At 75.0% G+C, this 23,012-nt stretch carries 23 protein-coding genes and 3 tRNA genes; 15 read left to right on the forward strand and 11 right to left on the reverse strand.

The annotated features are described in order from the left end of the window. Positions 1-50: 50 nt before the first annotated feature. Together ACI8AR_RS08725 and ACI8AR_RS08730 are read right to left on the reverse strand one after the other, a co-directional pair. A complete protein-coding gene (locus ACI8AR_RS08725; RefSeq protein ID WP_457050668.1) occupies positions 51-647 on the reverse strand; it encodes a hypothetical protein in 597 nt (198 codons plus the stop codon). 112 nt (positions 648-759) lie between these two features. Then, positions 760-1,560 carry a hypothetical protein gene (locus ACI8AR_RS08730; RefSeq protein ID WP_457050669.1) on the reverse strand — a complete coding sequence of 267 codons (801 nt, stop codon included), beginning with the start codon at positions 1,558-1,560 and terminating at the stop codon, positions 760-762. 193 nt (positions 1,561-1,753) lie between these two features. Here ACI8AR_RS08730 and serA point away from each other — a divergent pair, with 193 nt between their 5' ends. From serA to cimA, 3 genes are all read left to right on the forward strand, one after another. After that, positions 1,754-3,355 (forward strand): phosphoglycerate dehydrogenase, encoded by a 1,602-nt coding sequence (gene serA, locus ACI8AR_RS08735; protein WP_457050670.1) that lies wholly within the window; start codon positions 1,754-1,756, stop codon positions 3,353-3,355. A gap of 15 nt (positions 3,356-3,370) precedes the next feature. Next, positions 3,371-4,393, forward strand: a complete 1,023-nt coding sequence (locus ACI8AR_RS08740; RefSeq protein WP_457050671.1) for a 3-isopropylmalate dehydrogenase — start codon at positions 3,371-3,373, stop codon at positions 4,391-4,393. Between the two features lie 249 nt (positions 4,394-4,642). Continuing rightward, on the forward strand, positions 4,643-6,235 hold the full coding sequence (cimA, locus tag ACI8AR_RS08745) for a citramalate synthase (RefSeq protein WP_457050672.1): 1,593 nt from the start codon (positions 4,643-4,645) through the stop codon (positions 6,233-6,235). Positions 6,236-6,344: 109 nt separating this feature from the next. On the opposite strand, the gene ACI8AR_RS08750 is transcribed toward cimA, so the two are convergent. From ACI8AR_RS08750 to ACI8AR_RS08770, 5 genes are all read right to left on the reverse strand, one after another. Continuing rightward, positions 6,345-6,755, reverse strand: coding sequence for a hypothetical protein (locus ACI8AR_RS08750; RefSeq protein ID WP_457050673.1), 411 nt, complete (start codon positions 6,753-6,755; stop codon positions 6,345-6,347). An 80-nt stretch (positions 6,756-6,835) separates the two neighbouring features. Then, positions 6,836-7,489: a response regulator gene (locus ACI8AR_RS08755; protein WP_456935884.1), complete on the reverse strand. Its 654-nt coding sequence runs from the start codon at positions 7,487-7,489 to the stop codon at positions 6,836-6,838. Further along, on the reverse strand, positions 7,486-8,598 hold the full coding sequence (locus ACI8AR_RS08760; RefSeq protein ID WP_457050674.1) for a sensor histidine kinase: 1,113 nt from the start codon (positions 8,596-8,598) through the stop codon (positions 7,486-7,488). Before ACI8AR_RS08760 ends, ACI8AR_RS08755 begins: the two co-directional genes overlap by 4 nt. A gap of 112 nt (positions 8,599-8,710) precedes the next feature. Next, positions 8,711-9,040, reverse strand: coding sequence for a putative quinol monooxygenase (locus ACI8AR_RS08765; RefSeq protein ID WP_456935882.1), 330 nt, complete (start codon positions 9,038-9,040; stop codon positions 8,711-8,713). Positions 9,041-9,088: 48 nt separating this feature from the next. After that, entirely contained in the window at positions 9,089-9,469 is a 381-nt protein-coding gene (locus ACI8AR_RS08770; protein WP_456935881.1) for a VOC family protein, read from the reverse strand. 54 nt (positions 9,470-9,523) lie between these two features. On the opposite strand from ACI8AR_RS08770, the gene ACI8AR_RS08775 reads away from it, so the two are divergent. The 10 genes from ACI8AR_RS08775 to ACI8AR_RS08820 all read left to right on the forward strand — a co-directional run bounded on the left by ACI8AR_RS08775 (position 9,524) and on the right by ACI8AR_RS08820 (position 17,971). Continuing rightward, entirely contained in the window at positions 9,524-10,336 is an 813-nt protein-coding gene (locus ACI8AR_RS08775; RefSeq protein WP_457050675.1) for a fumarylacetoacetate hydrolase family protein, read from the forward strand. After that, complete coding sequence (gltX, locus tag ACI8AR_RS08780; protein WP_457050676.1) at positions 10,333-11,838, forward strand: glutamate--tRNA ligase; 1,506 nt, start codon at positions 10,333-10,335, stop codon at positions 11,836-11,838. The genes ACI8AR_RS08775 and gltX overlap by 4 nt, the downstream gene beginning before the upstream one ends. Positions 11,839-12,011: 173 nt before the next feature. Further along, entirely contained in the window at positions 12,012-13,124 is a 1,113-nt protein-coding gene (locus ACI8AR_RS08785; RefSeq protein WP_457050677.1) for a CPBP family intramembrane glutamic endopeptidase, read from the forward strand. 61 nt (positions 13,125-13,185) lie between these two features. Further along, a tRNA-Gln gene (locus ACI8AR_RS08790) sits at positions 13,186-13,257 on the forward strand. Positions 13,258-13,302: 45 nt separating this feature from the next. Then, a tRNA-Glu gene (locus ACI8AR_RS08795) sits at positions 13,303-13,375 on the forward strand. A 113-nt stretch (positions 13,376-13,488) separates the two neighbouring features. Continuing rightward, a tRNA-Glu gene (locus ACI8AR_RS08800) sits at positions 13,489-13,564 on the forward strand. A 126-nt stretch (positions 13,565-13,690) separates the two neighbouring features. Further along, positions 13,691-14,779, forward strand: coding sequence for a galactose-1-phosphate uridylyltransferase (galT, locus tag ACI8AR_RS08805; protein WP_457050678.1), 1,089 nt, complete (start codon positions 13,691-13,693; stop codon positions 14,777-14,779). Then, positions 14,776-15,939: a galactokinase gene (gene galK, locus ACI8AR_RS08810; RefSeq protein WP_457050679.1), complete on the forward strand. Its 1,164-nt coding sequence runs from the start codon at positions 14,776-14,778 to the stop codon at positions 15,937-15,939. The genes galT and galK overlap by 4 nt, the downstream gene beginning before the upstream one ends. A 21-nt stretch (positions 15,940-15,960) precedes the next feature. After that, positions 15,961-17,643 (forward strand): sodium:solute symporter family protein, encoded by a 1,683-nt coding sequence (locus ACI8AR_RS08815; protein WP_457050680.1) that lies wholly within the window; start codon positions 15,961-15,963, stop codon positions 17,641-17,643. Between the two features lie 16 nt (positions 17,644-17,659). After that, positions 17,660-17,971 (forward strand): hypothetical protein, encoded by a 312-nt coding sequence (locus ACI8AR_RS08820; RefSeq protein WP_456935874.1) that lies wholly within the window; start codon positions 17,660-17,662, stop codon positions 17,969-17,971. Positions 17,972-18,017: 46 nt separating this feature from the next. Here the strand turns inward: ACI8AR_RS08820 and ACI8AR_RS08825 are convergent, their stop codons facing one another. Beyond that, positions 18,018-18,275 carry a hypothetical protein gene (locus ACI8AR_RS08825; RefSeq protein WP_457050681.1) on the reverse strand — a complete coding sequence of 86 codons (258 nt, stop codon included), beginning with the start codon at positions 18,273-18,275 and terminating at the stop codon, positions 18,018-18,020. A gap of 178 nt (positions 18,276-18,453) precedes the next feature. Between ACI8AR_RS08825 and ACI8AR_RS08830 the strand changes: the two genes are divergently transcribed. Further along, entirely contained in the window at positions 18,454-19,230 is a 777-nt protein-coding gene (locus ACI8AR_RS08830) for a helix-turn-helix domain-containing protein (RefSeq protein ID WP_457050682.1), read from the forward strand. 60 nt (positions 19,231-19,290) lie between these two features. Here ACI8AR_RS08830 and ACI8AR_RS08835 read toward each other — a convergent pair whose 3' ends face one another. The 3 genes from ACI8AR_RS08835 to ACI8AR_RS08845 form a co-directional block, all read right to left on the reverse strand. Continuing rightward, positions 19,291-19,518 (reverse strand): hypothetical protein, encoded by a 228-nt coding sequence (locus ACI8AR_RS08835; protein ID WP_456935871.1) that lies wholly within the window; start codon positions 19,516-19,518, stop codon positions 19,291-19,293. A gap of 158 nt (positions 19,519-19,676) precedes the next feature. Beyond that, the gene (locus ACI8AR_RS08840) at positions 19,677-20,786 is read right to left on the reverse strand and encodes a sulfite oxidase (protein WP_457050683.1); all 1,110 of its coding nucleotides are present in this window, start codon (positions 20,784-20,786) and stop codon (positions 19,677-19,679) included. Positions 20,787-20,825: 39 nt separating this feature from the next. Next, a complete protein-coding gene (locus tag ACI8AR_RS08845; protein ID WP_457050684.1) occupies positions 20,826-21,488 on the reverse strand; it encodes an IclR family transcriptional regulator in 663 nt (220 codons plus the stop codon). Between the two features lie 104 nt (positions 21,489-21,592). Between ACI8AR_RS08845 and leuC the strand changes: the two genes are divergently transcribed. Beyond that, positions 21,593-23,011, forward strand: coding sequence for a 3-isopropylmalate dehydratase large subunit (gene leuC / locus ACI8AR_RS08850; protein WP_457050685.1), 1,419 nt, complete (start codon positions 21,593-21,595; stop codon positions 23,009-23,011). Position 23,012 lies beyond the last annotated feature (1 nt).

Here is a 23,012-nt window from a genome sequence, read left to right on the forward strand (position 1 = left end):
GGCCCCCGCTGCCTGCTGGCAGCGGGGGCCGTCGTCGTCTGCGGGGGAGGTCAGTAGGCCAGGCCCCGCGAGGCGAAGTACTGCTTGGACTGCGGCTGCTGCAGGAAGAAGACGATCAGGCCCGGCAGCACGAAGCCGAGCAGCGCCGAGAACTCGAACCCGCCGCCGACGGCCAGCGAGATGATCAGCGTCAGCAGCTGGATGCCGATCGAGGCGTAGCTGCCGAGGAGCAGCAGCCGAGGCGACTTGCCGGTGAGCACCTGGATACCGCCGACCAGCACGACGACGGCCGTGGCGACCGCCAGCAGGGTGACGATCCCGAGCAGCGGGCTGAGCGCGAACAGCAGGCCGATCCCCAGGATGGCGAGCAGGCCGAACAGCGAGCCCAGGCCGCCGATGACGACGCCGATCACCGCGGCCGCGGTGACCTGCCCGGGACGCTGGCCGGCCGGGGAACCGCCGTAGGGGGAGGGGCCGCCGAAGCCGCCACCGTAGGGGGCCGGGTTGCCGTGCGGCTGCTGGCCGTAGGGCTGGGCCCCGTAGGACTGCTGGCCGTAGGGCTGCTGGCCGTAGGGCTGCGCGCCGGGCGCGCCGTACCCGGGCTGACCCCCCGGCGGCGTGTTCTTGTCGAAGCTGGGGCTGGTCATGCTCGGGTTCCTCCTGGAGGTGGCTCCGCCCTGTCGGCGGTCGGCGGCGGAGTGTAGGGGCCCGCTGACGTCCGTGGGGGTCCGCCGACGCGGCGTCCCCCCACGGGCGGACTCAGCGACCGCGGCGGGCGCGGTGCGCCGCGAAGAAGGCCGCGGCGGGCTTCATGGACAGCAGCACGACGATCGCCAGCGCGGCCAGGAAGAACAGCAGGCTGGTGACGATCCCGCCGGCACCGGCGGTGTCGGCGTCGGCGAGGTTGCCGATCAGGCCGAACAGGGTGAAGGCTAGGGCGATCGAGCCGCCGACCAGGAGCATCACGCGGCTGCGCCCGGTGAGCGCCCACACCGAGCCCCAGATCATGACGACGGTCCAGACCAGCGCGACCAGGCCGAAGACCAGGATCACGCCGCCGACCGCGCCGGCGACCGACCCGAAGCCGGGGATCTCGCTGTCCAGCTCGTCGCCGGCGCTGCTGGCCACGGCGCCCGCGAAGACCAGCAACAGGCTGATCAGGACGCCGATCGCCCCCAGCACGAAGCCGAGGACGGCCGCGGTCACGACGCCGCCGGGCTTGGCCGGGACGGCGCCCTGGCCGTACTGCCCGTACTGCTGGCCGTAGGGCGCCGTCTGCCCGTACTGGCCGTACTGCTGCCCGTAGGGCTGGGCCTGCCCGTAACCCTGCTGCCCGTAGCCCTGCTGGTCGTAGCCCTGCTGGCCGTAGCCCTGCTGGCCGTACGGCTGGGTCTGGCCGTGGCCCTGCTGCCCGTAGCCCGCCTGGCCGTACTGCTGGCCGTAGCCCTGCTGCTCCTGCCCCTGGCCCTGCTGCCCGTACTGCTGGCCGTACGACGGGTCCTGGGGCTGACCCTGGCCGGAGGCCGAGGCCCCGCCGCTGTCCTTGCTGAAGTCGGTCATGGTCTCCTCCGGAGGCGCCGGCTCGTCCCGGCGCGTCGCGCCCCAGCGTGCGGGGGGCCACCCGGCAGGGCAAGCGGCCCTCCCCCCGGGGCGGGGGTGTCGTGGCGGCTGGTGCGTACCGTCACCGCCCGGTGATCACGGGCCCCCGACGCGGGACCCCGCCCGGCCACCCGTCTCCCTAGGCTGTGGACCCGTGACCGCGAGCGCGCCCGTCGTCCTGATCACCGAGGAACTGGCCCCCAGCGTGCTGGAGGTGCTCGGCGACGAGGTCGAGATCCGCCGCGTCGACGGCGCCGACCGGTCCGCGCTGCTCCCGGCGCTGGCCGACGCGGCGGCGGTCATGATCCGCAGCGCCACGCGGATCGACGCCGAGGCCCTGGCCGCCGCGCCGAACCTCAAGGTGGTGGCCCGCGCCGGCATCGGCCTGGACAACGTCGACGTCGCCGCCGCCACCGCGCGCGGCGTCCTGGTGGTCAACGCCCCGACGTCGAACATCGTCAGCGCCGCCGAGCACGCCGTCGCGCTGCTGCTGGCCGCCGCCCGGCAGATCCCGGCGGCCGACGCGTCGCTGCGCGAGGGGCGGTGGGCGCGGTCGCGGTTCATGGGCGTCGAGGTCACCGACAAGGTGGTCGGCGTCGTGGGGCTGGGCCGGATCGGCCAGCTGGTCGCCCAGCGGCTGGCCGCCTTCGGCACCACGCTCGTCGCCTACGACCCCTACATCCAGCCCGGCCGGGCGGCGCAGCTCGGCGTGCGGATGGTGTCGCTGGAGGAGCTGCTCCGCGAGGCCGACTTCATCACCGTCCACCTGCCCAAGACGCCGGAGACCCTCGGGCTGATCGGCGCCGAGGAGCTGGCCACCACCAAGCGCGGGGTGATCGTCGTCAACGCCGCCCGCGGCGGGCTGGTCGACGAGGCCGCGCTCGCCGACGCGCTGCGCTCGGGCCAGGTCGGCGCCGCGGGCATCGACGTCTTCGCGACCGAGCCCACCACCGACAGCCCGCTGTTCGCGCTGCGCAACACCGTCGTCACCCCGCACCTGGGCGCCTCGACGACGGAGGCGCAGGACAAGGCCGGCACCGCCGTCGCCCACTCGGTGCGGCTGGCGCTGCAGGGCGAGTTCGTACCGGACGCGGTCAACGTCCAGGCCGGCGGCGTCGTCGCCGAGGACGTGCGGCCCGGCCTGCCGCTGGCCGAGCGGCTGGGCACGGTCTTCACCGCCGTCGCCGGCGGGCTGGCCCAGTCGGTGACCGTCGAGGTCCGCGGCAAGCTCGCCGAGTTCGACGACTCGGTGCTGCAGCTGGCCGTGCTCAAGGGCGTCTTCGCCGACGTCGTCGAGGAGCAGGTCACCTACGTCAACGCGCCGTTGCTCGCCCAGCAGCGCGGCCTCGACGTGACGCTCACCAGCGACCTCGACAGCCCCGACTACCGCAACCTCGTGCGCGTGCGCGGCGCGATGGCCGACGGCCGCGAGGTGTGCGTCTCCGGCACGCTGTTCGGCAAGAACCAGGTGCCCAAGCTGGTCGAGGTCGACGGCTTCGACATGGACCTCGACCTGTCCGGCCACCTGCTGTTCTTCGTCTACACCGACCGGCCCGGCGTCGTCGGCACCGTCGGCGCGGCGCTGGGGGAGGCGGGGATCAACATCGCCGGGGCGCAGGTCAGCCGCACCACCCGCGGCGGCGAGGCGCTCATGGCGGTCGTCGTCGACAGCCCGGTGGCCGCCGACCTGCTCGCCGACATCGCCGGCCGGATCGGGGCGCGCGAGGCCCGCTCCGCGGACCTCGAGCCGCGCTGACCTAGGGTCGTCGCCATGCGCCTGGCTGTGATCGCAGGGGACGGCATCGGTCCCGAGGTGGTGGCCGAGGGCCTCAAGGTCCTGGGCGCCGTCGCCCCCGGCCTGGAGACGACGCCCTACGACCTCGGCGCCGCCCGCTGGCAGCGGACCGGCGAGCTGCTCCCGGACTCCGTGCTCGAGGAGCTGCGCGGGCACGACGCGATCCTGCTCGGCGCGATCGGCGACCCGGGCGTGCCGCCGGGCATCCTCGAGCGCGGGCTGCTGCTGCGGCTGCGCTTCGAGCTCGACCACCACGTCAACCTGCGCCCGGCCAAGCTCTACGACGGCGTCCGCAGCCCGCTGGCCGACCCCGGCACCATCGACATGCTCTGCGTGCGCGAGGGCACCGAGGGCCCCTACGTCGGCAACGGCGGCGTGCTGCGCCGCGACACCCCGCACGAGGTGGCCACCGAGGTCAGCCTCAACACCGCCTTCGGCGTCGAGCGGGTCGTCCGCTACGCCTTCGAGCGGGCGACCGCGCGACCGCGCCGGCACCTCACGCTGATCCACAAGACCAACGTGCTCACCCACGCCGGGTCGCTGTGGTCGCGGACGGTGGAGGAGGTGTCGGCGGAGTTCCCCGAGGTCACCGTGGCCTACCAGCACGTGGACGCGGCGTCGATGTTCTTCATCACCGACCCGGGCCGCTACGACGTCATCGTCACCGACAACCTCTTCGGCGACATCGTCACCGACGTCGCCGCCGCGGTCACCGGCGGCATCGGCCTGGCCGCCAGCGGCAACCTCGACGCCTCGGGCACCAACCCGAGCATGTTCGAGCCCGTGCACGGCTCGGCGCCGGACATCGCGGGCAAGGGCATCGCCGACCCGACGGCGACCGTGCTGTCGGTGGGCCTGCTGCTCGAGCACCTCGGCTCCGGCGACCTCGCCCGCAAGGTGAACGCCGCCGTGGCCTTCGACCTGTCGACCCGCGACCCGCAGTCCCAGGTCCGCACCGCCGAGGTCGGCGACCGCCTGGCCGCCCTCGCCGGCGGCTGAACCGGCGGGTCGCCCGGCCGCCGACCGGCACGGACCGCACCGGGTGGTGCCCGGCCCCGCCCTGCACGGTGAGGTCGGGCACCGCGGCGTGCGGGCAGCGGGGCTAGACTCCGCCGCGATGCACCTGTCCGGCACGATCATCATCGCCTAGCGCGCGGTCAGCACCCCCGACCGCGCGCAGACCCTCCGTACCCGGGGGGTCTTCTTCGTGTCAGGGGCCTGATCGCCGTCGAACCCCCGGGAGCACCCGTGGCCACCGACAGCCCGACCGCCGTCAGCACCGACTTCCACGTCTTCGACACCACGCTGCGCGACGGCGCCCAGCGCGAGGGGATCAGCTTCTCCGTCGCCGACAAGCTCGCCACAGCGAGGCTGCTCGACGAGATCGGCGTCGGCTACATCGAGGGCGGCTGGCCGGGGGCGCTGCCCAAGGACACCGAGTTCTTCGCCCGCGCCCGCAGCGAGCTCAAGCTGCGGCACGCGGTGCTGGTCGCGTTCGGCGCCACCCGCAAGGCCGGCGTCCGCGTCGAGGACGACCCACAGGTGCGCGCGCTGCTCGACGCCGGGACGCCGGTGGTCTGCCTGGTCGCCAAGTCCGACGTCCGGCACGTGCGGGAGGCGCTGCGGACCACGCTCGAGGAGAACCTCGCGATGGTCGCCGACACCGTCGCGTACCTGGTCTCCCACGGCCGGCGGGTGTTCCTCGACTGCGAGCACTTCTTCGACGGCTACGCCGCCGACCCCGACTACGGCGTCGCGGTGCTGCGGGCCGCGTTCGGCGCGGGCGCGGAGGTCGGCGTCCTGTGCGACACCAACGGCGGGATGCTGCCGATGGGCGTGGCCCGGGTGGTCGCCGACGTCCGGTCGCGGGTGGAGGGCCGGCTGGGCATCCACTGCCAGGACGACACCGGGTGCGCCGTCGCCAACTCGCTGGCCGCCGTCGAGGCGGGGGTGACCCACGTGCAGGGCACCGCCAACGGCTACGGCGAGCGGGCCGGCAACGCCGACACCTTCGCGCTGGTGGCCAACCTGGTCACCAAGATGGGCCTGCCGGTCGTGCCCGCGGAGTGCCTGGCCGAGCTGCAGCGGGTCAGCCACGCGATCGCCGAGCTGGCCAACATCGCCCCCGACGACCACCAGCCCTTCGTCGGCGCCTCGGCGTTCGCGCACAAGGCCGGCCTGCACGCCAGCGCGATCAAGGTCAGCCCCGAGCTGTACAACCACCTCGACCCGGCCGTCGTCGGCAACGACATGCGCATCCTGGTCACCGAGATGGCCGGCCGCGCCTCGGTGGAGCTCAAGGGCCGCGAGCTCGGCGTCGACCTCGAGGGGCACGCCGACGCCGTCGGCCGGGTGGTGGACCAGGTCAAGGTGCTCGAGGCCGAGGGCTGGTCGTTCGAGGCCGCCGACGCCTCCTTCGAGCTGCTGCTGCGCTCCCAGCTGCCCGGCGCCCCCGCCCCGCTGTTCGAGCTGGAGAGCTACCGGACGACGGTCGAGCACTGGGCCAACGGCGTCGTCATGAGCGAGGCGACGGTGAAGGTCCACGTCGACGGCGAGCGGATCATCAGCACCGGCGAGGGCAACGGCCCGGTCAACGCGCTGGACAACGCGCTGCGCCAGGCGCTGGTCAGCCGGTACCCGCGGCTGGCCGACGTCTCGCTGGCCGACTACAAGGTCCGCATCCTCGGCTGGAAGGGCGGCACCAGCGCCACCACCCGGGTGCTCGTCGACACCACCGACGGCGTGGGGGAGTGGACCACCGTCGGGGTCCACGACAACATCGTCGAGGCCTCCTGGCACGCGCTGGTCGACGCGCTGACCTACGCCGTCCGCCACCGTTAGGCCGCATCCCGGTCGCGGGGCCGGAGGCCTCCCGACCGGGATGCGGGGGTGGGCTCGGCGCGGGCCGGGACGGCACCTGGCCGCGGTGCCGGCCGGTAGGCCGACGGTGTCAGTGGTGGGCGTACTCGTCCAGGCGCCACCACATCGCCAGCGCCATCGCCGGGAGCATCAGCACGTGCCCGGCGGTGAACAGGGTCGACGCCGAGATCGTCCCGGTCCAGTACGGGACCAGCAGGACGACGAACGGCACGTACATCGCCGCGGACATCTCCGCGATCGCCGGCCAGGCGTGCCGGCGGAAGCGCATCCAGGCGGCCATCCCGATCGCCATCTCGGTCGCCATCACGATCGCGTGGACGTCGGCGCGGTCGTCCAGCGCCGGCCAGAGCCAGGTCCCGACCGGGCCGAGGACCACCATGCCGGCGACCATCGCCACGACCATCTCCAGGTAGTGGCGGACCAGGTGCCAGGTGTGCCGGGTGCGGGCGGGGGTCTGCTCGGGAGGGGTCTGCGTCGTCATGCAGGGAGGGTCGGGCGCCGCGCCGTCCCCGCCACGTGCCGGAGGTCACGGCCGCCGGTCACGGTCCGGCGTGACCGGCCTCAGACCAGGTCCAGCGCGCGGGCGCGCAGCGCCGCCTGGGTGCGGTCCCGGGCGCCGAGCTTGCCCAGCACGTTGGTCACGTGGTTCTTGACCGTGCCCTCCGCCAGGTAGAGCGCCCGGGCGATCTCCCGGTTGCTGCGGCCCTCGGCCAGCAGCCGGAGGACGTCGAGCTCGCGGTCCGACAGCGGCACGACCAGCGGCTGGGGCCGCGGCCGCGGGGCGTCGTCGAGCTGGGCGAGGCGGGCGACCACCTTGGCGGCGACCGACGGCTGCAGCACCGACTCGCCGCGGGCGGCCGACAGCACCGCCTCGACCAGGCGGTCGGAGGAGACGTCCTTGAGCAGGTAGCCCAGCGCGCCGGCCCGGAGCGCGGCGAAGACGTCCTCGTCGTCGTCGAACGTGGTCAGCGCCAGCACCCGGACGTGCGGCTGCTCCACCCGCAGCCGGCGGGTCGCGCCGATCCCGTCCAGCACCGGCATGTGCAGGTCCATGAGGACGACGTCGGGACGCACGGCCGCCGCCCGCTCCAGCGCCTCGTGCCCGTCGCCGGCCTCGCCGACGACCTCGACCTCCGGCCGCGCGCCGAGCAGGGTGACCAGCGCCTCCCGGAACAGCGCCTGGTCGTCGACGACGAGCACGCGGACGGCGCTCACCCGGGCACCTCGACCAGCAGCTCGGTGCCCGCCCCGCCGCACGACCCGACGGTGACCCGGCCGCCCACCCGGGCGGCGCGCTCGCGCAGCCCGAGCAGGCCGAAGGTGGGCCGGTCCCCGGGGGTGTCGGGGATGCCGCGGCCGTCGTCGCGGACCGCCAGCCGGACGGTGCCGTCCCCGCCGTAGGTCAGCGTCACCCGCGCGCAGGTGGCCCCGGCGTGCTTGCGCACGTTGGTCAGGCCCTCCTGCGCCGACCGGAACAGCGACTCCTCGGTCTCCTCCGGCAGCGGTCGCTCGGGCCCGGTGACCTCGAGCGTGGCGGGGAGTCCCGCGGCCGCGGCCTCGCCGGTCAGCGTCTCCAGCGCCACCCGCAGCGGCGGTCGGGGCACCGGCGCCCGCAGCGTGGCCACCGACCGGCGCACCTCGGCCAGCGCCTCGCTCGCCTGGGACTGGGCCTTGGCGAGCACCTCGTCGGCGCGCGCGGGATCGGTCGGCAGCACCGCGCGGGCGGCCTGCACCTGCATCTGCACGACGGTCAGGTGGTGGCCGAGGCCGTCGTGGATGTCGCGGGCCAGCCGGTTGCGCTCGCGCGTGGTGGCGAGCTCCCCGGCCTGGGCGGCGTACCCGCGGAGCAGCTCGTTGGCCTCGGCGAGCTCCGCCCGCGCCCGCTGCGCCTGCTGCAGCAGGGCGGTCACGACGGCGGTGAACACCGCGGCGCCGAGCAGCCCGAGCGCGTTGCGGGCGAAGTCGGCCCACCCCATCCCGAGGTGCACCAGCGGCACGAGCAGCGTGACCGCCGCGGCGGCGGGCAGGGGGAGCAGCAGCACGCACTGGGCCACCAGCACGAGCAGCAGCAGCGTCGCCCCGACGCCGGCGTGCGCCGCGCCGAACAGCAGGACCTCGAGCGGCAGCTGCAGGCAGACGTGCCCGGCGGTCAGCCAGTACCGGCGCGGGGCCGGCTGGCGGGACAGCCACGGGAACGCCACCAGGCTGTGCGCCGCGTACGTCGTCCCGAGGGCGACGGCGAGCAGCGGGTGGGGGTCGTCGGTGGCCTCGACCGCGACGGTGAGCAGCGCCAGCAGGGTCAGCACCGCGAGCGCGCGGGTCACCCGGTCACTGTCGCGCCGTCGCCGCGCCGGGGTCAACCACCGGGCCGACGACACGGCAGTGGCCCCCTCCCGGCGGGGGAGGGGGCCACTGCCGTGTGCTCGGCGCGCGGCGTCAGCTCCTCGGCTCGACCTCGCCCATCGGGCCGAAGCCGGGGACCGACGGCTCGTCGATGTAGATGATCTGCGGCTGCTCGGCCACGAGGTCCGACATCCAGTCGAAGGCGGCCTTGGCGTGCGGGGTGGCCACGTGCGAGGCGCCGGCGTCGGCGTCCCGGAAGCCCTCGATGCAGACGAACGTGTTCGGGTCCAGCACGCTGCGGGACCACTCGAAGAACAGGCTGCCCTCCTCGGCGTTCACCGCCGCCGCGTACTCGTCGGCCTTGGCCCGGAACTCGTCGATCTTGTCGGGCCGGACGGGGAACTTGATGACGATCAGGATCACGGGGTCTCCTCTGGTCGGAGCGGGTCGAGGGTCGGAGCGGGGCGAGGGTCACAGCGGGTCGAGCCGGCGGCGCAGCAGGCAGAAGGGGTTGCCCTCCGGGTCGGCGAGCACGTGCCAGCTCTCCTCCCCGGTCTGCCCGACGTCGGCCCGGGTGGCGCCCAGGTCCAGCAGGCGCTGGAGCTCGGCGTCCTGGTCACGGTCGGTGGCGTTGACGTCCAGGTGCAGCCGCGGCTTGCCGGGGGCGGGCTCGGCGACGGGGGCGAACACCAGCGTGGGGGCGGCGCCGCCGAAACCGGCCTCCGGGCCGATCTCGACCGCCCCGTCGTCGTCGCGGCCGAGCACCCGGTAGCCGAGCACCTCGGCCCACCAGGCGGCGAGCGCCTCGGGGTCCCGGCTGTCGACGACGATCTCGCTCAGGCGGCAGGCCACCCGGTCACCGTAGGGCGGGCGGCGGGGGCGCGCGGGGTCAGTAGCCTCGACGTCGTGCGCATCGTCCGCTTCGCCTCGCCCTCGGGCATGTCCTTCGGAGTCCTCGACGGCGACGGCCAGGTCGCCCAGATCGAGGGCCACCCGTTCGGGACCATCTCCTTCACCGGCCAGCGGTTCGCCCAGGCCGACGTCCGGCTGCTCTCGCCGATCCTGCCGAGCAAGGTGGTCTGCGTCGGCAAGAACTACGCCGACCACGTGAAGGAGATGAACACCGGCGACGCCCCGGAGCGGCCGCTGCTGTTCCTCAAGCCCTCGACGTCGGTCATCGGCCCCGGCGACGCCATCCGCATCCCCGCCGGCAGCACGAACGTGCACCACGAGGTCGAGCTCGCCGTCGTCATCGGCGCCCGCGGCGCCCGCAACCTGACCCCCGAGCAGGTCCCGGGCAGCGTCTTCGGCTACACGATCGCCAACGACGTCACCGAGCGCGACATGCAGAGGGCCGACGGGCAGTGGACCCGCGCCAAGGGCTTCGACTCGTTCTGCCCGCTGGGCCCGTGGATCGAGACCGACCTGCGCGGCCTGGGCAAGGACCCGGCCGACCTGGAGATCACCTGCACCGTCGACGGCGAGCCGCGGCAGGCCGGGCGCACCAGCCAGCTGCTGTTCGACGTCCCGACGCTGGTCAGCTACATCTCGCAGGTGATGACGCTGCTGCCCGGCGACGTCGTCCTCACCGGCACCCCGGCCGGGGTCGGGCCGATCCGGCCCGGGCAGCGGGTCGAGTGCTCGATCGACGGCCTGGGCACGCTGACCAACGGGGTCAGCGGCGCGGACACCGCCTCCACCGCGGGCGGTGCGCGATGACCACCCCGACGAGCACCGTCCGCACCCGCTTCTGCCCCTCGCCGACGGGGATGGTGCACGTCGGCCTGCTGCGCACCGCGCTGTTCAACTGGGCGCACGCGCGGCACACCGGCGGCACGTTCGTCTTCCGCATCGAGGACACCGACGCGGCCCGCGACTCCGAGGAGTCCTACCGGCACCTGCTGGACTGCCTGCGCTGGCTGGGCCTGGACTGGGACGAGGGCCCCGAGGTCGGCGGCCCGCACGGCCCCTACCGGCAGTCGGAGCGGCACGAGGTCTACCGCGAGGTCGCGGCGAAGCTGCTCGCGGCCGGGCACGCGTACGAGTCCTTCTCCACCAACGAGGAGGTCGAGGCGCGGCGGCTGGCCGCCGGCCAGGACCCCAAGCTCGGCTACGACAACGCCGACCGCTTCCTCACCGACGCGCAGAAGGCCGCCTTCCGCGCCGAGGGCCGCGACCCGGTGCTGCGGCTGCGGATGCCCGACGAGGACCTGGTGTGGACCGACCTGGTCCGCGGCGAGGTCCGCTTCGCGGCGGGCTCGGTGCCCGACTTCGTCCTCGTGCGCGGCAACGGCGTGCCGCTGTACCCCTTCGTCAACCCCGTCGACGACGCCCTGATGGGCATCACCGACGTGCTGCGCGGCGAGGACCTGCTGTCCTCGACCCCCCGCCAGCTCGCCCTCTACGCGGCGCTGCAGGACGTCGGCGTCGCCGGCGGCACCCCGCGCTTCGGCCACCTGCCCTACGTCACCGGCGAGGGCAACAAGAAGCTGTCCAAGCGCGACCCGCAGTCCAACGTCGACGTGTACCGCGAGCGCGGCTTCCTGCCCGAGGGGTTCGCCAACTACCTGGCGCTGCTGGGCTGGTCGATCGCCGAGGACCGCGACGTGTTCTCCACCGCCGAGATGGTCGCGGCCTTCGACGTCACCCGGGTCAGCGCCAACCCGGCGCGCTTCGACGTCAGGAAGGCCGAGGCGATCAACGCCACGCACGTCCGCGAGCTGCCGGTGGAGGAGTACGTGGCCCGCGTGGTGCCCTTCCTCGCCGGCGCCGGGCTGGTCACCGACCCGCCGACGGCCGAGCAGGACCGGGTGCTGCGCGCGATCGCCCCGATGGCGCAGGAGCGCACGGTCGTCCTCTCCGACGCCGTCGGCCTGCTCGGCTTCCTCTTCACCGAGGAGGTGGCCGTCGACCCGGCCGCGGCGGCCAAGAACCTGCGCCCCGACGACGCCGCGGTGCTCGACGCCGCCGCCGACGCGCTGCGCGACCTGGCCGACTGGAGCCCCGCCGGCATCGAGCAGGCGCTCAAGGCGGCACTGGTCGAGGGCCTGGGCCGCAAGCCGCGGCAGGCGTTCGGGCCGGTGCGGGTGGCGGTGAGCGGCCGCACGGTCTCCCCGCCGCTGTACGAGTCGATCGAGCTGCTCGGCCGCGAGCGCACCCTGGCCCGGCTGGCGGCGGCCCGGGCGACGACGGGGGGCCCGACGGGGGACACGGCGGGGTGACCGTCCCGCCCTGGGGACCGCCGCCCCCGGACCGCCCGCCGGCCCCGGAGGACGAGCCCTACACCGGCCCGCCGCCCACCGGCCCGTACGGGGCGCCGCCGCAGGTCCCGGGCACGCCGTACGGCTCGGGGGCGGCCCCGTGGGCGCCGGCCGGGGGAGGAGGGCCCGGGCCGGTGCCCTGGCCGCTGGGTCCGGTGCCGCTGCCGCCCGGCCCGCACGGCCCGGCCGGGCACGGTGCGTTCCCCCCGGGGCCGTTCCCGCCCGGCCCCCACCCGTACGCCCCGTTCCCGCCCGCCCCGTTCCCGCCCGCGCCGTTCCCGCCCGGTGTCGCGCTGGCGCCGCCGCCCGGGACGCCGCCGCACGACGAGCCGCAGCCCTACCTGCTCGCGATGCGCGCGCGGGACTGGGGCTGGTGGCGGCCGCTGCTGGGCCTGCTGCTGTTCACCGTCGCCTACGGGGTCGCCGCGTTCGTCGTGGTCCTCGCCGTGCTCCTCACCGGCGTCTCGCCGGACCTGCAGCTGCTCGACCTGGTCGACCCCGGCGTGCTGCTGCTCACCAACCTCTCGCTGATCGTGGCGATCCCCATCGTCTGGCTGGCCTGGGTGGCCGCCCACGGCATGGCGCCGGGGTGGTCGTCCTCGGTGCTCGCCCGGCTGCGCTGGCGGCTGTTCGCGCCGCTCACCCTGCGCGCGCTGGCCACCCTCGGCGTCGGCATCGCCCTCTCGGTCACCCTCGGCTACCTGCTCGACGACGGCGAGGTCACCGGGCCGGTCGACGACCTGGCCTGGCTGCTGCTGGTCGTGGTCCTCACCACACCGCTGCAGTCGGCAGCCGAGGAGTACGTCTTCCGCGGCTACCTGAGCCAGGCGATCGCCGGCTGGATCCGCAGCCCCCGCACGGGCGCGGTGGTGGCCGCCGTGGTCACCGCCGCGCTGTTCTCGCTGGCCCACGCGCCGGGCGACGTCGTCACCTTCCTCGACCGGTTCGCCTTCGGGCTGGCCGCCTCGGCAGTGGTCTTCCTCACCGGCGGCCTCGAGGCGGCGATCGTGCTGCACGCGGTCAACAACGTGCTGGTGTTCCTCCTGGCCGGGACGCTCGGCGAGGACGTCGCCACGGAGGAGGTCCCGGCCGGCGTCGGGCTGCTGTACCTGCTGGTCACGCTCGTGTCGATGGGTGCCTACGTCGCGGTCGTGGCCGCCTCCCGCCGCCGGCTGCGGGTCGAGACCCTGACCGGGGCCCAGGACCTGCGCGTCCCGGCCGCCGACCCGCGGACCGGGGGGTGGTGACACGTGCTCCGGGAACGTCGGGTATCGTCTTCTCCGGCGCCGCGAGGTGCCCGCCAAACCTTGGGGTATGGGGTAATTGGCAGCCCGACGGATTCTGGCTCCGTTAGTCTAGGTTCGAGTCCTGGTACCCCAGCGAGGAAGCACCACCTCCTCAACAGCACGACCAGCACCACCGCACGGCCCCGTCGTCTAGCGGCCCAGGACGCCGCCCTCTCACGGCGGTAGCGAGGGTTCGAATCCCTTCGGGGCTACAGCGCAGCGAGAGCCCCCGGTCAGCGACCGGGGGCTCTCGCCGTTCCCGGGTCCGGCCGCCCGGACCCGGTCGCGGGTGCCGGTGCGGGGCGTGGCAGGATGGTCACCGTCCGGCCCCGTCGTCTAGCGGTCCAGGACGCCGCCCTCTCACGGCGGTAGCGAGGGTTCGAATCCCTTCGGGGCTACCAGCGCAGCAGGGCCCCCGGCCACCCGGCCGGGGCCCTGCGCCGTTCCGGGCCCCGAGTGGCCCATGATCGCGAGCGGACGTAGCGTTCCCAGGGCCCCATCCCGGGCCGGGAACGGAGGCGGACCTGGTGATCCGGACCAGTCGACGGCTGGCCGACGGCCGCGAGATCGTCTACTTCGACGCGGACGGCACGCCCGCCCGCGTCGCCGAGGACACCCGCGACCTGCCCCCCGTCGGCACCCACTCGCAACTGCGCCGGGACGCGCTGCTCGGCGAGTGGGTCGTGATCGCCGCCCACCGGCAGACGCGCACCTTCCTGCCGCCGGCCGACCAGTGCCCGCTGTGCCCGTCGCGGCCCGGCCGCCCCACCGAGGTGCCCGAGGCCGACTACCAGGTCGCCGTCTTCGAGAACCGCTTCCCGTCGCTGGCGACCGCCGTCGACCGCGACGTGCCGCCCACCGCGCCCGGTGCCCCGCTGGCCGAGCTGCGCCCCGGGTTCGGCCGCTGCGAGGTGGTGCTGTTCACCAGCGACCACGACCAGCGCTTCGCCGGGCTGGGCCGCGACCGCGCGCGGCTGGTGATCGACGTCTGGGCCGACCGCACCGCGGAGCTCGGCGGCATCGACGGTGTCGAGCAGGTCTTCTGCTTCGAGAACTCGGGTGAGGAGATCGGGGTGACGCTGTCGCACCCCCACGGGCAGATCTACGCCTACCCGTTCGTGACCCCGCGGGTGGAGAAGGTGCTCGCCTCGGTGCGCCGGCACCGCGAGGAGACCGGCGGGGACCTGTTCGCCGAGGTCGTGGAGTCCGAGCGCACCGGGCCGCGGGTGGTGGCGGCGAACGAGCACTGGGTGGCCTTCGTCCCGGCCGCGGCGCGCTGGCCCTACGAGGTGCAGCTGTTCCCCACCCGCCGGGTGCCCGACCTGCCCGCCCTCGACGACGCGGAGCGGGACGCGCTGGCCGAGGTCTACCTCGACGTCCTGGGGCGCTTCGCGCACCGCATGGACACCCCGATGCCCTACATCGCCGCGTGGAACCAGGCGCCGGTGCGCACCGGCCGCGAGGACTGGTGGCTGCACCTGCAGCTGTTCTCGCTGCGCCGCGCGCCGGGCAAGCTCAAGTACCTGGCGGGCTCGGAGTCGGGCATGGGCGCGTTCATCACCGACACCAACCCCGAGGACGTCGCCGAGCAGCTGCGGAACGTGGTGGTCCCGTGAGCGGGCTGCCCACCGACGAGGAGGCCGCGGCCCGCGCCGTCGCCGCGTTCACCGAGCGGTTCGGCGCCCCGCCCGAGGGTGTCTGGGCCGCGCCCGGGCGGGTCAACGTCATCGGCGAGCACACCGACTACAACGGCGGGCACGTGCTGCCGGTCGCCCTGCCGCACACCACCCGCGCCGCGGTCGCCCGCCGCGACGACGGCCGCCTCGTCCTCGTCTCCGCCCAGCACCCCGGCGCCGACGCCGACGTCGCGGTCGCCGACCTCGAGCCCGGCACCCCCGGCGGCTGGGCCGGCTACCCGGCCGGCGTCGTCCACCAGCTGCGCGAGGCGGTGCCCGGGGGCCTGAGCCTGCTGGTCGACGGCGACGTCCCGGCCGGCGCGGGGCTGTCGTCGTCGGCGGCGCTGGAGTGCGCCGTCGCCGTGGCCCTGCGCGACCTGCTCGGCCTCGACCTCGGCCCGGACGAGCTGGTCGACGTCGCCCGGCGGGCCGAGAACGACTTCGTCGGCGCGCCCACCGGGATCCTCGACCAGTCCGCGTCGGTGCTGTGCACCGCCGGGCACGCGCTGTACCTGGACACCCGCGACCGCGGCAGCGAGCAGGTGCCCCTCGACCTGGAGGCGGCCGGCCTGGCGCTGCTGGTGGTCGACTCGGGCACCACCCACAGCCACGCCGACGGCGGCTACGGCGACCGGCGCCGCGAGTGCGAGGAGGCCGCCCGGCGGCTCGGCGTCGGCCTGCTCTGCGAGGTGCCCGGCGTCGACGCCCTCGCGGCGCTGGACGACAGCACCGGGCGCGGCGCGCTGCTGCTGCGCCGGGCCCGCCACGTGGTCACCGAGGACGCCCGCGTGGAGGAGGTCGTCGGCCTGCTGCGCGCCGGCGGCGACCCTCGGGAGGTCGGCCCGGTGCTCACCGCCGGGCACGCCTCACTCCGCGACGACTTCGAGGTGTCGGTGCCCGAGCTCGACGCGATCGTCGAGACGGCGCTGGCCGCCGGGGCGCACGGCGCGCGCATGGTCGGCGGCGGCTTCGGCGGGAGCGCGGTCGCGCTCGTCGACGCCGCGGCCGTCGACGACGTCGCCGCCGCGGTCACCGGGCGCGCCGGCGCCACCCGTTCCTACGTCGTGGTCCCCTCCGCGGGGGCCCGCCGCCTGTCCTGACCTGACCCGAGGGAGGCCCGAGTGGACGACCTGAGACTGGACGCGGGGTTCGTCGACTACCTGCTGGTGGCCGTCTACTTCGCCGTCGTGCTGATGATCGGCGCCGCCGCCCGCCGGCGGGTGTCCGACAGCCTGGACTTCTTCCTGTCGGGCCGCTCGCTGCCCGCCTGGATCACCGGCCTGGCGTTCATCTCGGCCAACCTGGGCGCGGTCGAGATCGTCGGCATGTCGGCCAACGGCGCGCAGTACGGCATGAGCACCGTGCACTACTTCTGGATCGGCGCGGTCCCGGCCATGCTGTTCCTGGGCGTGGTGATGATGCCCTTCTACTACGGGTCGAAGGTCCGCAGCGTCCCGGAGTTCATGCGCCGCCGGTTCGGCACCGGCGCCCACCTCGTCAACGCGCTCAGCTTCGCCACCGCGCAGATCCTCATCGCCGGCATCAACCTGTTCCTGCTGGCCACGATCGTCAACGCCCTGCTCGGCTGGCCGCTGTGGGTGTCGCTGATCGTCGCGGCGGCCGTGGTGCTCAGCTACATCACCCTCGGCGGGCTGTCGGCGGCGATCTACAACGAGGTCCTGCAGTTCTTCGTCATCATCGCCGCGCTGCTGCCGCTGACCCTCATCGGCCTGCACCGCGTCGGCGGCGTCGACGGTCTGGTCGACAAGGTCACCGACGCCGGACGCGCCGAGGAGCTCAGCTCGTGGCCGGCCACGGAGCTGTCGGGGATCAGCAACCCGGTCCTGTCGGTGATCGGCATCGTCTTCGGCCTCGGGTTCGTGCTGTCGTTCGGCTACTGGACGACGAACTTCGTCGAGGTCCAGCGGGCGATGGCGACCAAGTCGATGTCCGCGGCGCGCAGCACGCCGGTCATCGGGTCCTTCCCGAAGATGTTCGTGCCGTTCATCGTGGTGATCCCGGGCATCATCGCCACGGTCCTGGTGCCGGAGGTCATCGAGGCCCGTGCCAACGCCGACGCGGAGTTCGACTACAACAACGCGCTGCTCATGCTGATCCGCGACACCCTGCCCAACGGCCTGCTCGGTGTCGCGCTCGCCGGCCTCCTGGCGGCCTTCATGGCCGGCATGGCGGCCAACATCTCCGCCTTCAACACGGTCTTCAGCTACGACCTGTGGCAGCAGTACGTGAAGAAGGACCGGCCCGACCACTACTACCTGGTCGTGGGCCGGTGGGCGACCGTCGGCGCCACCGTGGCCGCCATCGGGACGGCGATCATCGCGTCGGGCTACACGAACCTGATGGACTACCTGCAGACGCTGTTCGGCTTCTTCAACGCCCCGCTGTTCGCCACGTTCATCCTCGGCATGTTCTGGAAGCGGATGACGCCGACCGCGGGCTGGGCGGGCCTGGTGTCCGGGACGCTGGCCGCGGTCACGGTCGCGTTCCTCAGCGAGGACGCGTTCGGGACGGCGTCACTGGGCGTGCTCCCGCTCAGCGGTCAGGGGGCGAGCTTCGTCGCCGCGAGCGCCGCGTTCCTCGTCGACATCGTGGTCAGCGTCGTGGTCAGCCAGGTCACCGCGCCCAAGCCGGTGGCCCAGCTCGCCGGGCTGGTCTACTCCGAGACCCCGAAGGAGCAGCGGACCGACCCCGACGCGCACCGGCTGCCCTGGTACCAGTCGCCGACCAAGCTCGCCGGCATCTCGCTGGTGATGGTCATCATCCTCAATGTCATCTTCCGCTGACGGCAGGAGTCCGGTCATGAGCAGCAGCACCTCGCGCTCCGGCGCTCCGGCGCACCAGGCGGGCGCGTTCGACGTCCGCAACGTCATCGCCGCACTCATCGGCTTCTACGGCGTCGTGCTGGTCCTCGCGGGCCTGTTCGGGAACTCGCCGGCCGAGCAGGAGAAGACCGGCGACGTCAACGCCAACCTGTGGGCGGGCCTGGCCATGCTCGTGTTCGCGGCCGCGTTCGCGCTGTGGTCGCGGCTGCGCCCCATCGTCGTCGAGGCCCCGCCGGACCGGCAGGACCCCGAGGACGACGGCAGCGGCCGCACGGTCCCCGGGCACTGACCCCCCGGGCCCGCCGTCCCCCACGGACGGCGGGCCCGGGCGCCGCTCAGCAGAGCAGCGCGGCGGCCACCGACTGCACGCCGTTCAGGTTGGTGCACGTCTCCACGGAGGGCGGGACGCCGCCGGTGTCCTCGACGGGGACGGCCGGGGGCGTCGTCCCGGTCACGGGCTCGTCGCTGCTCAGCTGCACGAGCAGGACGATGCCGACGGTGACGGCGGCCGCCATGAGGACGGCGACGACGGCGATGAGCATGCGGTGCGTGGAGGCCCACGCGCCGGCCGGGTGGTGGACGGGGACGGTCATCGGGAGCCCCTCTCCGGGTGCGGCCGTGCCGCCCCTGAGGCGCCGGGCCCGGGCGTGGCACACCCGGGGACGACGACGCTGCGCCTCCGCCGCGGCGGGCGGAATACGTCAGAGTGCGTATCCCGCGGGCGCCGCCGGGCGGCCTAGCGTGACCGGCACGGCCGACGGGGGGTCCGCCATGGCCTCGGGGCACCTGCGCGCGCGGGACGCCGAGGACCTGCTCGCCCTGCTCCGGGCGGCGCGGGCCCTCGACCCCGGGCCGGTGCTGCCCTGGGAGTTGCTCGAGGGGCTGCTGCGCCTGGTCCCCGCCGACCTCGACCTGACCGCCCGGCTGGTCGACCACCGGGACCTCCGGACCGTCGTCGTCCAGGGCGTGCTGGCCGACGGGACCCGCGGCGTCGAGCGCGCCGGCGAGGACGCGCTGACCGGCTCCTCCGGCGGGCTGCGCTCGCCGCTGGTCGGGCCGCAGCCCCAGCGCGTCCTGCGCCGCGTGCTGTCGTCCGCGGACCTCTCCCCGGGCGACGGCGGCGGCCCGCAGCACCCCGAGGTGACCACCGACGTGCCCGGCGAGCTGGTGGTGCCGCTGCGCGCGCCGCTCGGCGAGGCGCCGGTGCTGCTGTTCCTCCGCTCCGGCCGCACCCCGTTCGGCGAGCGGGACCGGCGGCTGCTGGAGCTGGCCCGGCCGCACCTGCTGGAGCTGTGGCTGGATGCCGAGCACCGCCGGGCGGGCGTGCCGCGGCTGACCGCGCGCGAGTGGGAGGTCCTCGGCCTGGCCGGCGCGGGGCTGTACGCCGAGGAGATCGCCGCGGCGCTGCGCATCGCCGTCGGCACGGTGCGCAAGCACACCGAGCACATCCGGGAGAAGTGCGGGACGCACACCGTCGCCGAGGCGGCCGCCCGGTGCCTGCCGTACGGGCCGGGGCCGGGTCAGCCGGTGGTGCGGTGGAGCGGCTGACCCGGTCCGCGCTGACCCGGTCCGCGCTGGTCCGGCCGCGCTGGTCCGGTCGCGGAGCCGTCAGCAGAACGGCTTGGCGAGGGCGACCGTCATGGCGCCGGGCAGGGCGCAGGCCTCCTCGGCCGGCGCCGGCGACGGCGCGACCGGGGCCGGGTCGTCGGTGGCCAGCAGCACCGTCAGGGTGACGGCCGCGACGACGGCGAGCGTGGCCACGACGGTGAAGAGGACGAGCAGGGAGCGGTGGGCGGCGGCCCAGGCGGCGGCCGGGCCGTGCGTGGCGGTGGTCATCGGGAGGCCCCTCCGGGTGCGGCACGGGGCCGTCCCTGGGATGCGCCGACCCGGCGGTGGGTGACCGGGGACCACGACGGTCCGCCCGCGCCGGACCGCGCGGAATACGCGACGGGGCGTATCCCGGGCGGCCCGCCGGCCCGGTCGTCCCGGCCGGCTCAGTCGTCGAGGACGGTGACCGGCACCCGCTGCACGAGGTTGTTGGCCATGCCCTGGCGGTTCCAGGGCTGCTCGACCGGCTGCGGGCCCTCGGCGTCGGCGGCGCGCACGACCAGCTCGTACCCGCCGGGCCCCGCGTCCCAGGTGCAGGTCCACGCCCGCCACGCGTGCGGGTGCGCCGGGTCGGGCGGCGCGAGGTCGGCCGGTGTCCAGGTGGCCCCGCCGTCGGTGCTCACCTCGACGCCGGTCAGCGGGGCGCGGCCGGACCACGCCCGGCCGGTGAGCGTCACCGGGCCGGGCCGCAGGAACCGCTCACGGGTCATGAAGTCGGGGAAGCCGGGCGGGGCCAGCAGCGCCCTGGGCGCGATCCGGGTGACCGGCACGCCGGCCTCGTGCGCCTCGGTCCTCAGCCGGTAGGCCGTCGCGTTCTGGAACCCGTCGAAGGGGTGCTCGAGCACCTCGACCCGGGTCAGCCACTTCACGTGCGCCATGCCGTACCAGCCGGGCACCAGCAGCCGCAGCGGCGCCCCGTGCTGCGGCGGCAGGGGAGCGCCGTTGACCGCCCACACCAGCAGCACGTCGGGCCGCAGCGCCTCGGCCAGCGGCAGGCCGCGGGTGTAGTCCTGCTCGACGCCGCGCTCGACCCCGTGGTCGGCGCCGGTGAAGGCGACGTCGACCGCGGCGGGGGAGACGCCGGCCTCGGCCAGCAGCGGCGCCAGCGGCGTGCCGGTCCACTCGGCGTTGCCGACGGCCTCGAGCAGCCACGGCTGGCTGACCGGGCGGGGCTCGAGCCGGGCGCGGCCGTTGCCGGCGCACTCGAGCAGCACGCGCGCGGTGACCGCCGGCCGCCGGCGCAGGTCGTCGAGGTCCAGCCGCAGCGGCCGCTCGACCGCGCCGGTGACCTCCAGCCGCCAGGTGGCGGGGTCGACGGCGGGGATGTCGTAGTGGGTGAGCACGTAGTGCAGGCCCGGCGGCGTGACGTCGTAGCGCAGCGCCTCGAGCGGCAGGCCGTGGTTGCGGGTGGCCAGCGCGAGCTCGTCCAGGCCGATGCCCTCACCGGGCCCGGCGATCCGGGCCCGCCCGCGCTGCCGGGGCTCCGTGGCGGTCATGGGAGGAGTCTCCGCCCCGCGGCCGCCGGGGAGAACCTCCTAGGAGGCGGCGCGGGCGATCGCCGCCGCCGTCTCCAGGACCGCGCCGACCACCTCGGGGCTCGGCCGGCGGCCCAGCCGCTCGACCGGGCCGGAGATCGACACCGCGCCGAGCACGGCGCCCGCCGGGTCGCGCACCGGCGCCGACAGCGAGGCGACCCCGGCCTCGCGCTCGGCCACGCTGTGCGCCCACCCGCGCCGGCGGACGTCGAGCAGGGTGCGGGCGGTGAAGCTCGCCTGCGGCAGCAGCGGCGTGACCTCCTCCGGCGGCGCGAAGGCCAGCAGCGCGTGCGCCGCCGACCCCGCCGTCATGGGCAGCCGCGCGCCCACCGGCACCGTGTCGCGCAGCCCGTGCGCCCGCTCGGCGGCGGCGACGCACACCCGCGACCCGCCCTCGCGGACGTAGAACTGGGCGCTCTCCCCGCTGGCGTCGCGCAGCGCCGCGAGGTGCCGGCCGGCGACCCGGGCCAGGTCGGCGCTGCCGTGGCTGAGCTCGGCCAGGGCGGGACCGGGCGCCCAGGTGCCCGCCGGGGTGCGCCGGAGCAGCCGGTGGCCCTCGAGCGCGACGGCCAGCCGGTGGGCGGTCGCCCGCGGCAGGTCGGTGCGCGCGACGAGGTCGGCGAGCGCCGCCGGCTCCTGCGCGACGGCGCGGAGGATGGCCACTGCTTTGTCCAGAACGGCGACGGGGTTAGGCTGTCCCACACAGCGATACTCCCATCCCACTCAATGAGACGCCACCGTGGGATGACCCGATCGGGAGGGACCCCGTGCCGAAGACCCTGGCGGAGAAGGTCTACGACGCCCACGTCGTGCGCAGTGCCGCGGGCGAGCCGGACCTGCTCTACATCGACCTGCACCTCGTGCACGAGGTCACCAGCCCGCAGGCGTTCGACGGGCTCCGGGCCGCCGGCCGCCCGGTCCGCCGGCCCGACCTCACCATGGCCACCGAGGACCACAACGTCCCGACGCTCGACGTCCTCGCGCCGATCGCCGACCCGGTCAGCCGGGCGCAGGTCGAGGCGCTGCGGAGGAACGCCGCGGAGTTCGGCATCCGGCTGGCCCCGATGGGCGACCGCGACCAGGGCATCGTGCACGTCATCGGCCCGCAGCTGGGGCTTACCCAGCCGGGCACGACGATCGTCTGCGGCGACAGCCACACCTCCACCCACGGCGCGTTCGGCGCGCTGGCGTTCGGCATCGGCACCAGCGAGGTCGAGCACGTGCTGGCCACCCAGACGCTGCCGCAGTACCGGCCCAAGCAGATGGCGGTCACGGTGAACGGCGAGCTCCCCGAGGGCGTCTCGTCGAAGGACGTCATCCTCGCCGTCATCGCGCGGATCGGCACCAACGGCGCCGCGGGCCACGTCATCGAGTACCGCGGCAGCGCCATCGAGGCGCTGTCGATGGAGGCCCGGATGACGATCTGCAACATGTCGATCGAGGCCGGGGCCCGCGCCGGGATGATCGCCCCCGACGAGACGACGTTCGCCTACCTGCAGGGCCGCCCGCACGCCCCGCAGGGCGCCGACTGGGACGCCGCCGTCGCCCACTGGCGGACGCTGCGCACCGACGAGGGCGCCGTCTTCGACACCGAGGTCGTCCTCGACGCCGCGGAGCTCTCGCCGTTCGTCACCTGGGGCACCAACCCCGGCCAGGGCCTGCCCCTGACCGAGCGGGTGCCCGACCCGGCCGACTTCGCCGACGACAACGAGCGCCGCGCCGCCGAGCAGGCGCTGGCCTACATGGGCCTCACCCCGGGCACGCCGCTGCGCGAGATCGAGGTGGACACCGTCTTCCTCGGCTCGTGCACCAACGGCCGGATCGAGGACCTGCGCACCGCCGCCGAGCTGCTGCGCGGCAGGCGGATCGACGCCCACACCCGGATGCTCGTCGTCCCCGGGTCGATCGGGGTCAAGCTGCAGGCCGAGGCCGAGGGCCTGGACCGGGTGTTCACCGAGGCCGGCGCCGAGTGGCGCGGCGCGGGCTGCTCGATGTGCCTGGGCATGAACCCCGACCAGCTCGAGCCGGGGGAGCGGTCGGCGTCGACCAGCAACCGCAACTTCCAGGGCCGGCAGGGCAAGGGCGGGCGCACGCACCTCGTGTCGCCGTCCGTCGCCGCCGCCACCGCGCTCACCGGCCGGCTGACCGCCCCCGCCGACCTCGCCGACGTCCCCGCTGGAGTCTGAG

This window comes from Geodermatophilus sp. SYSU D01036 (genome assembly GCF_054050435.1).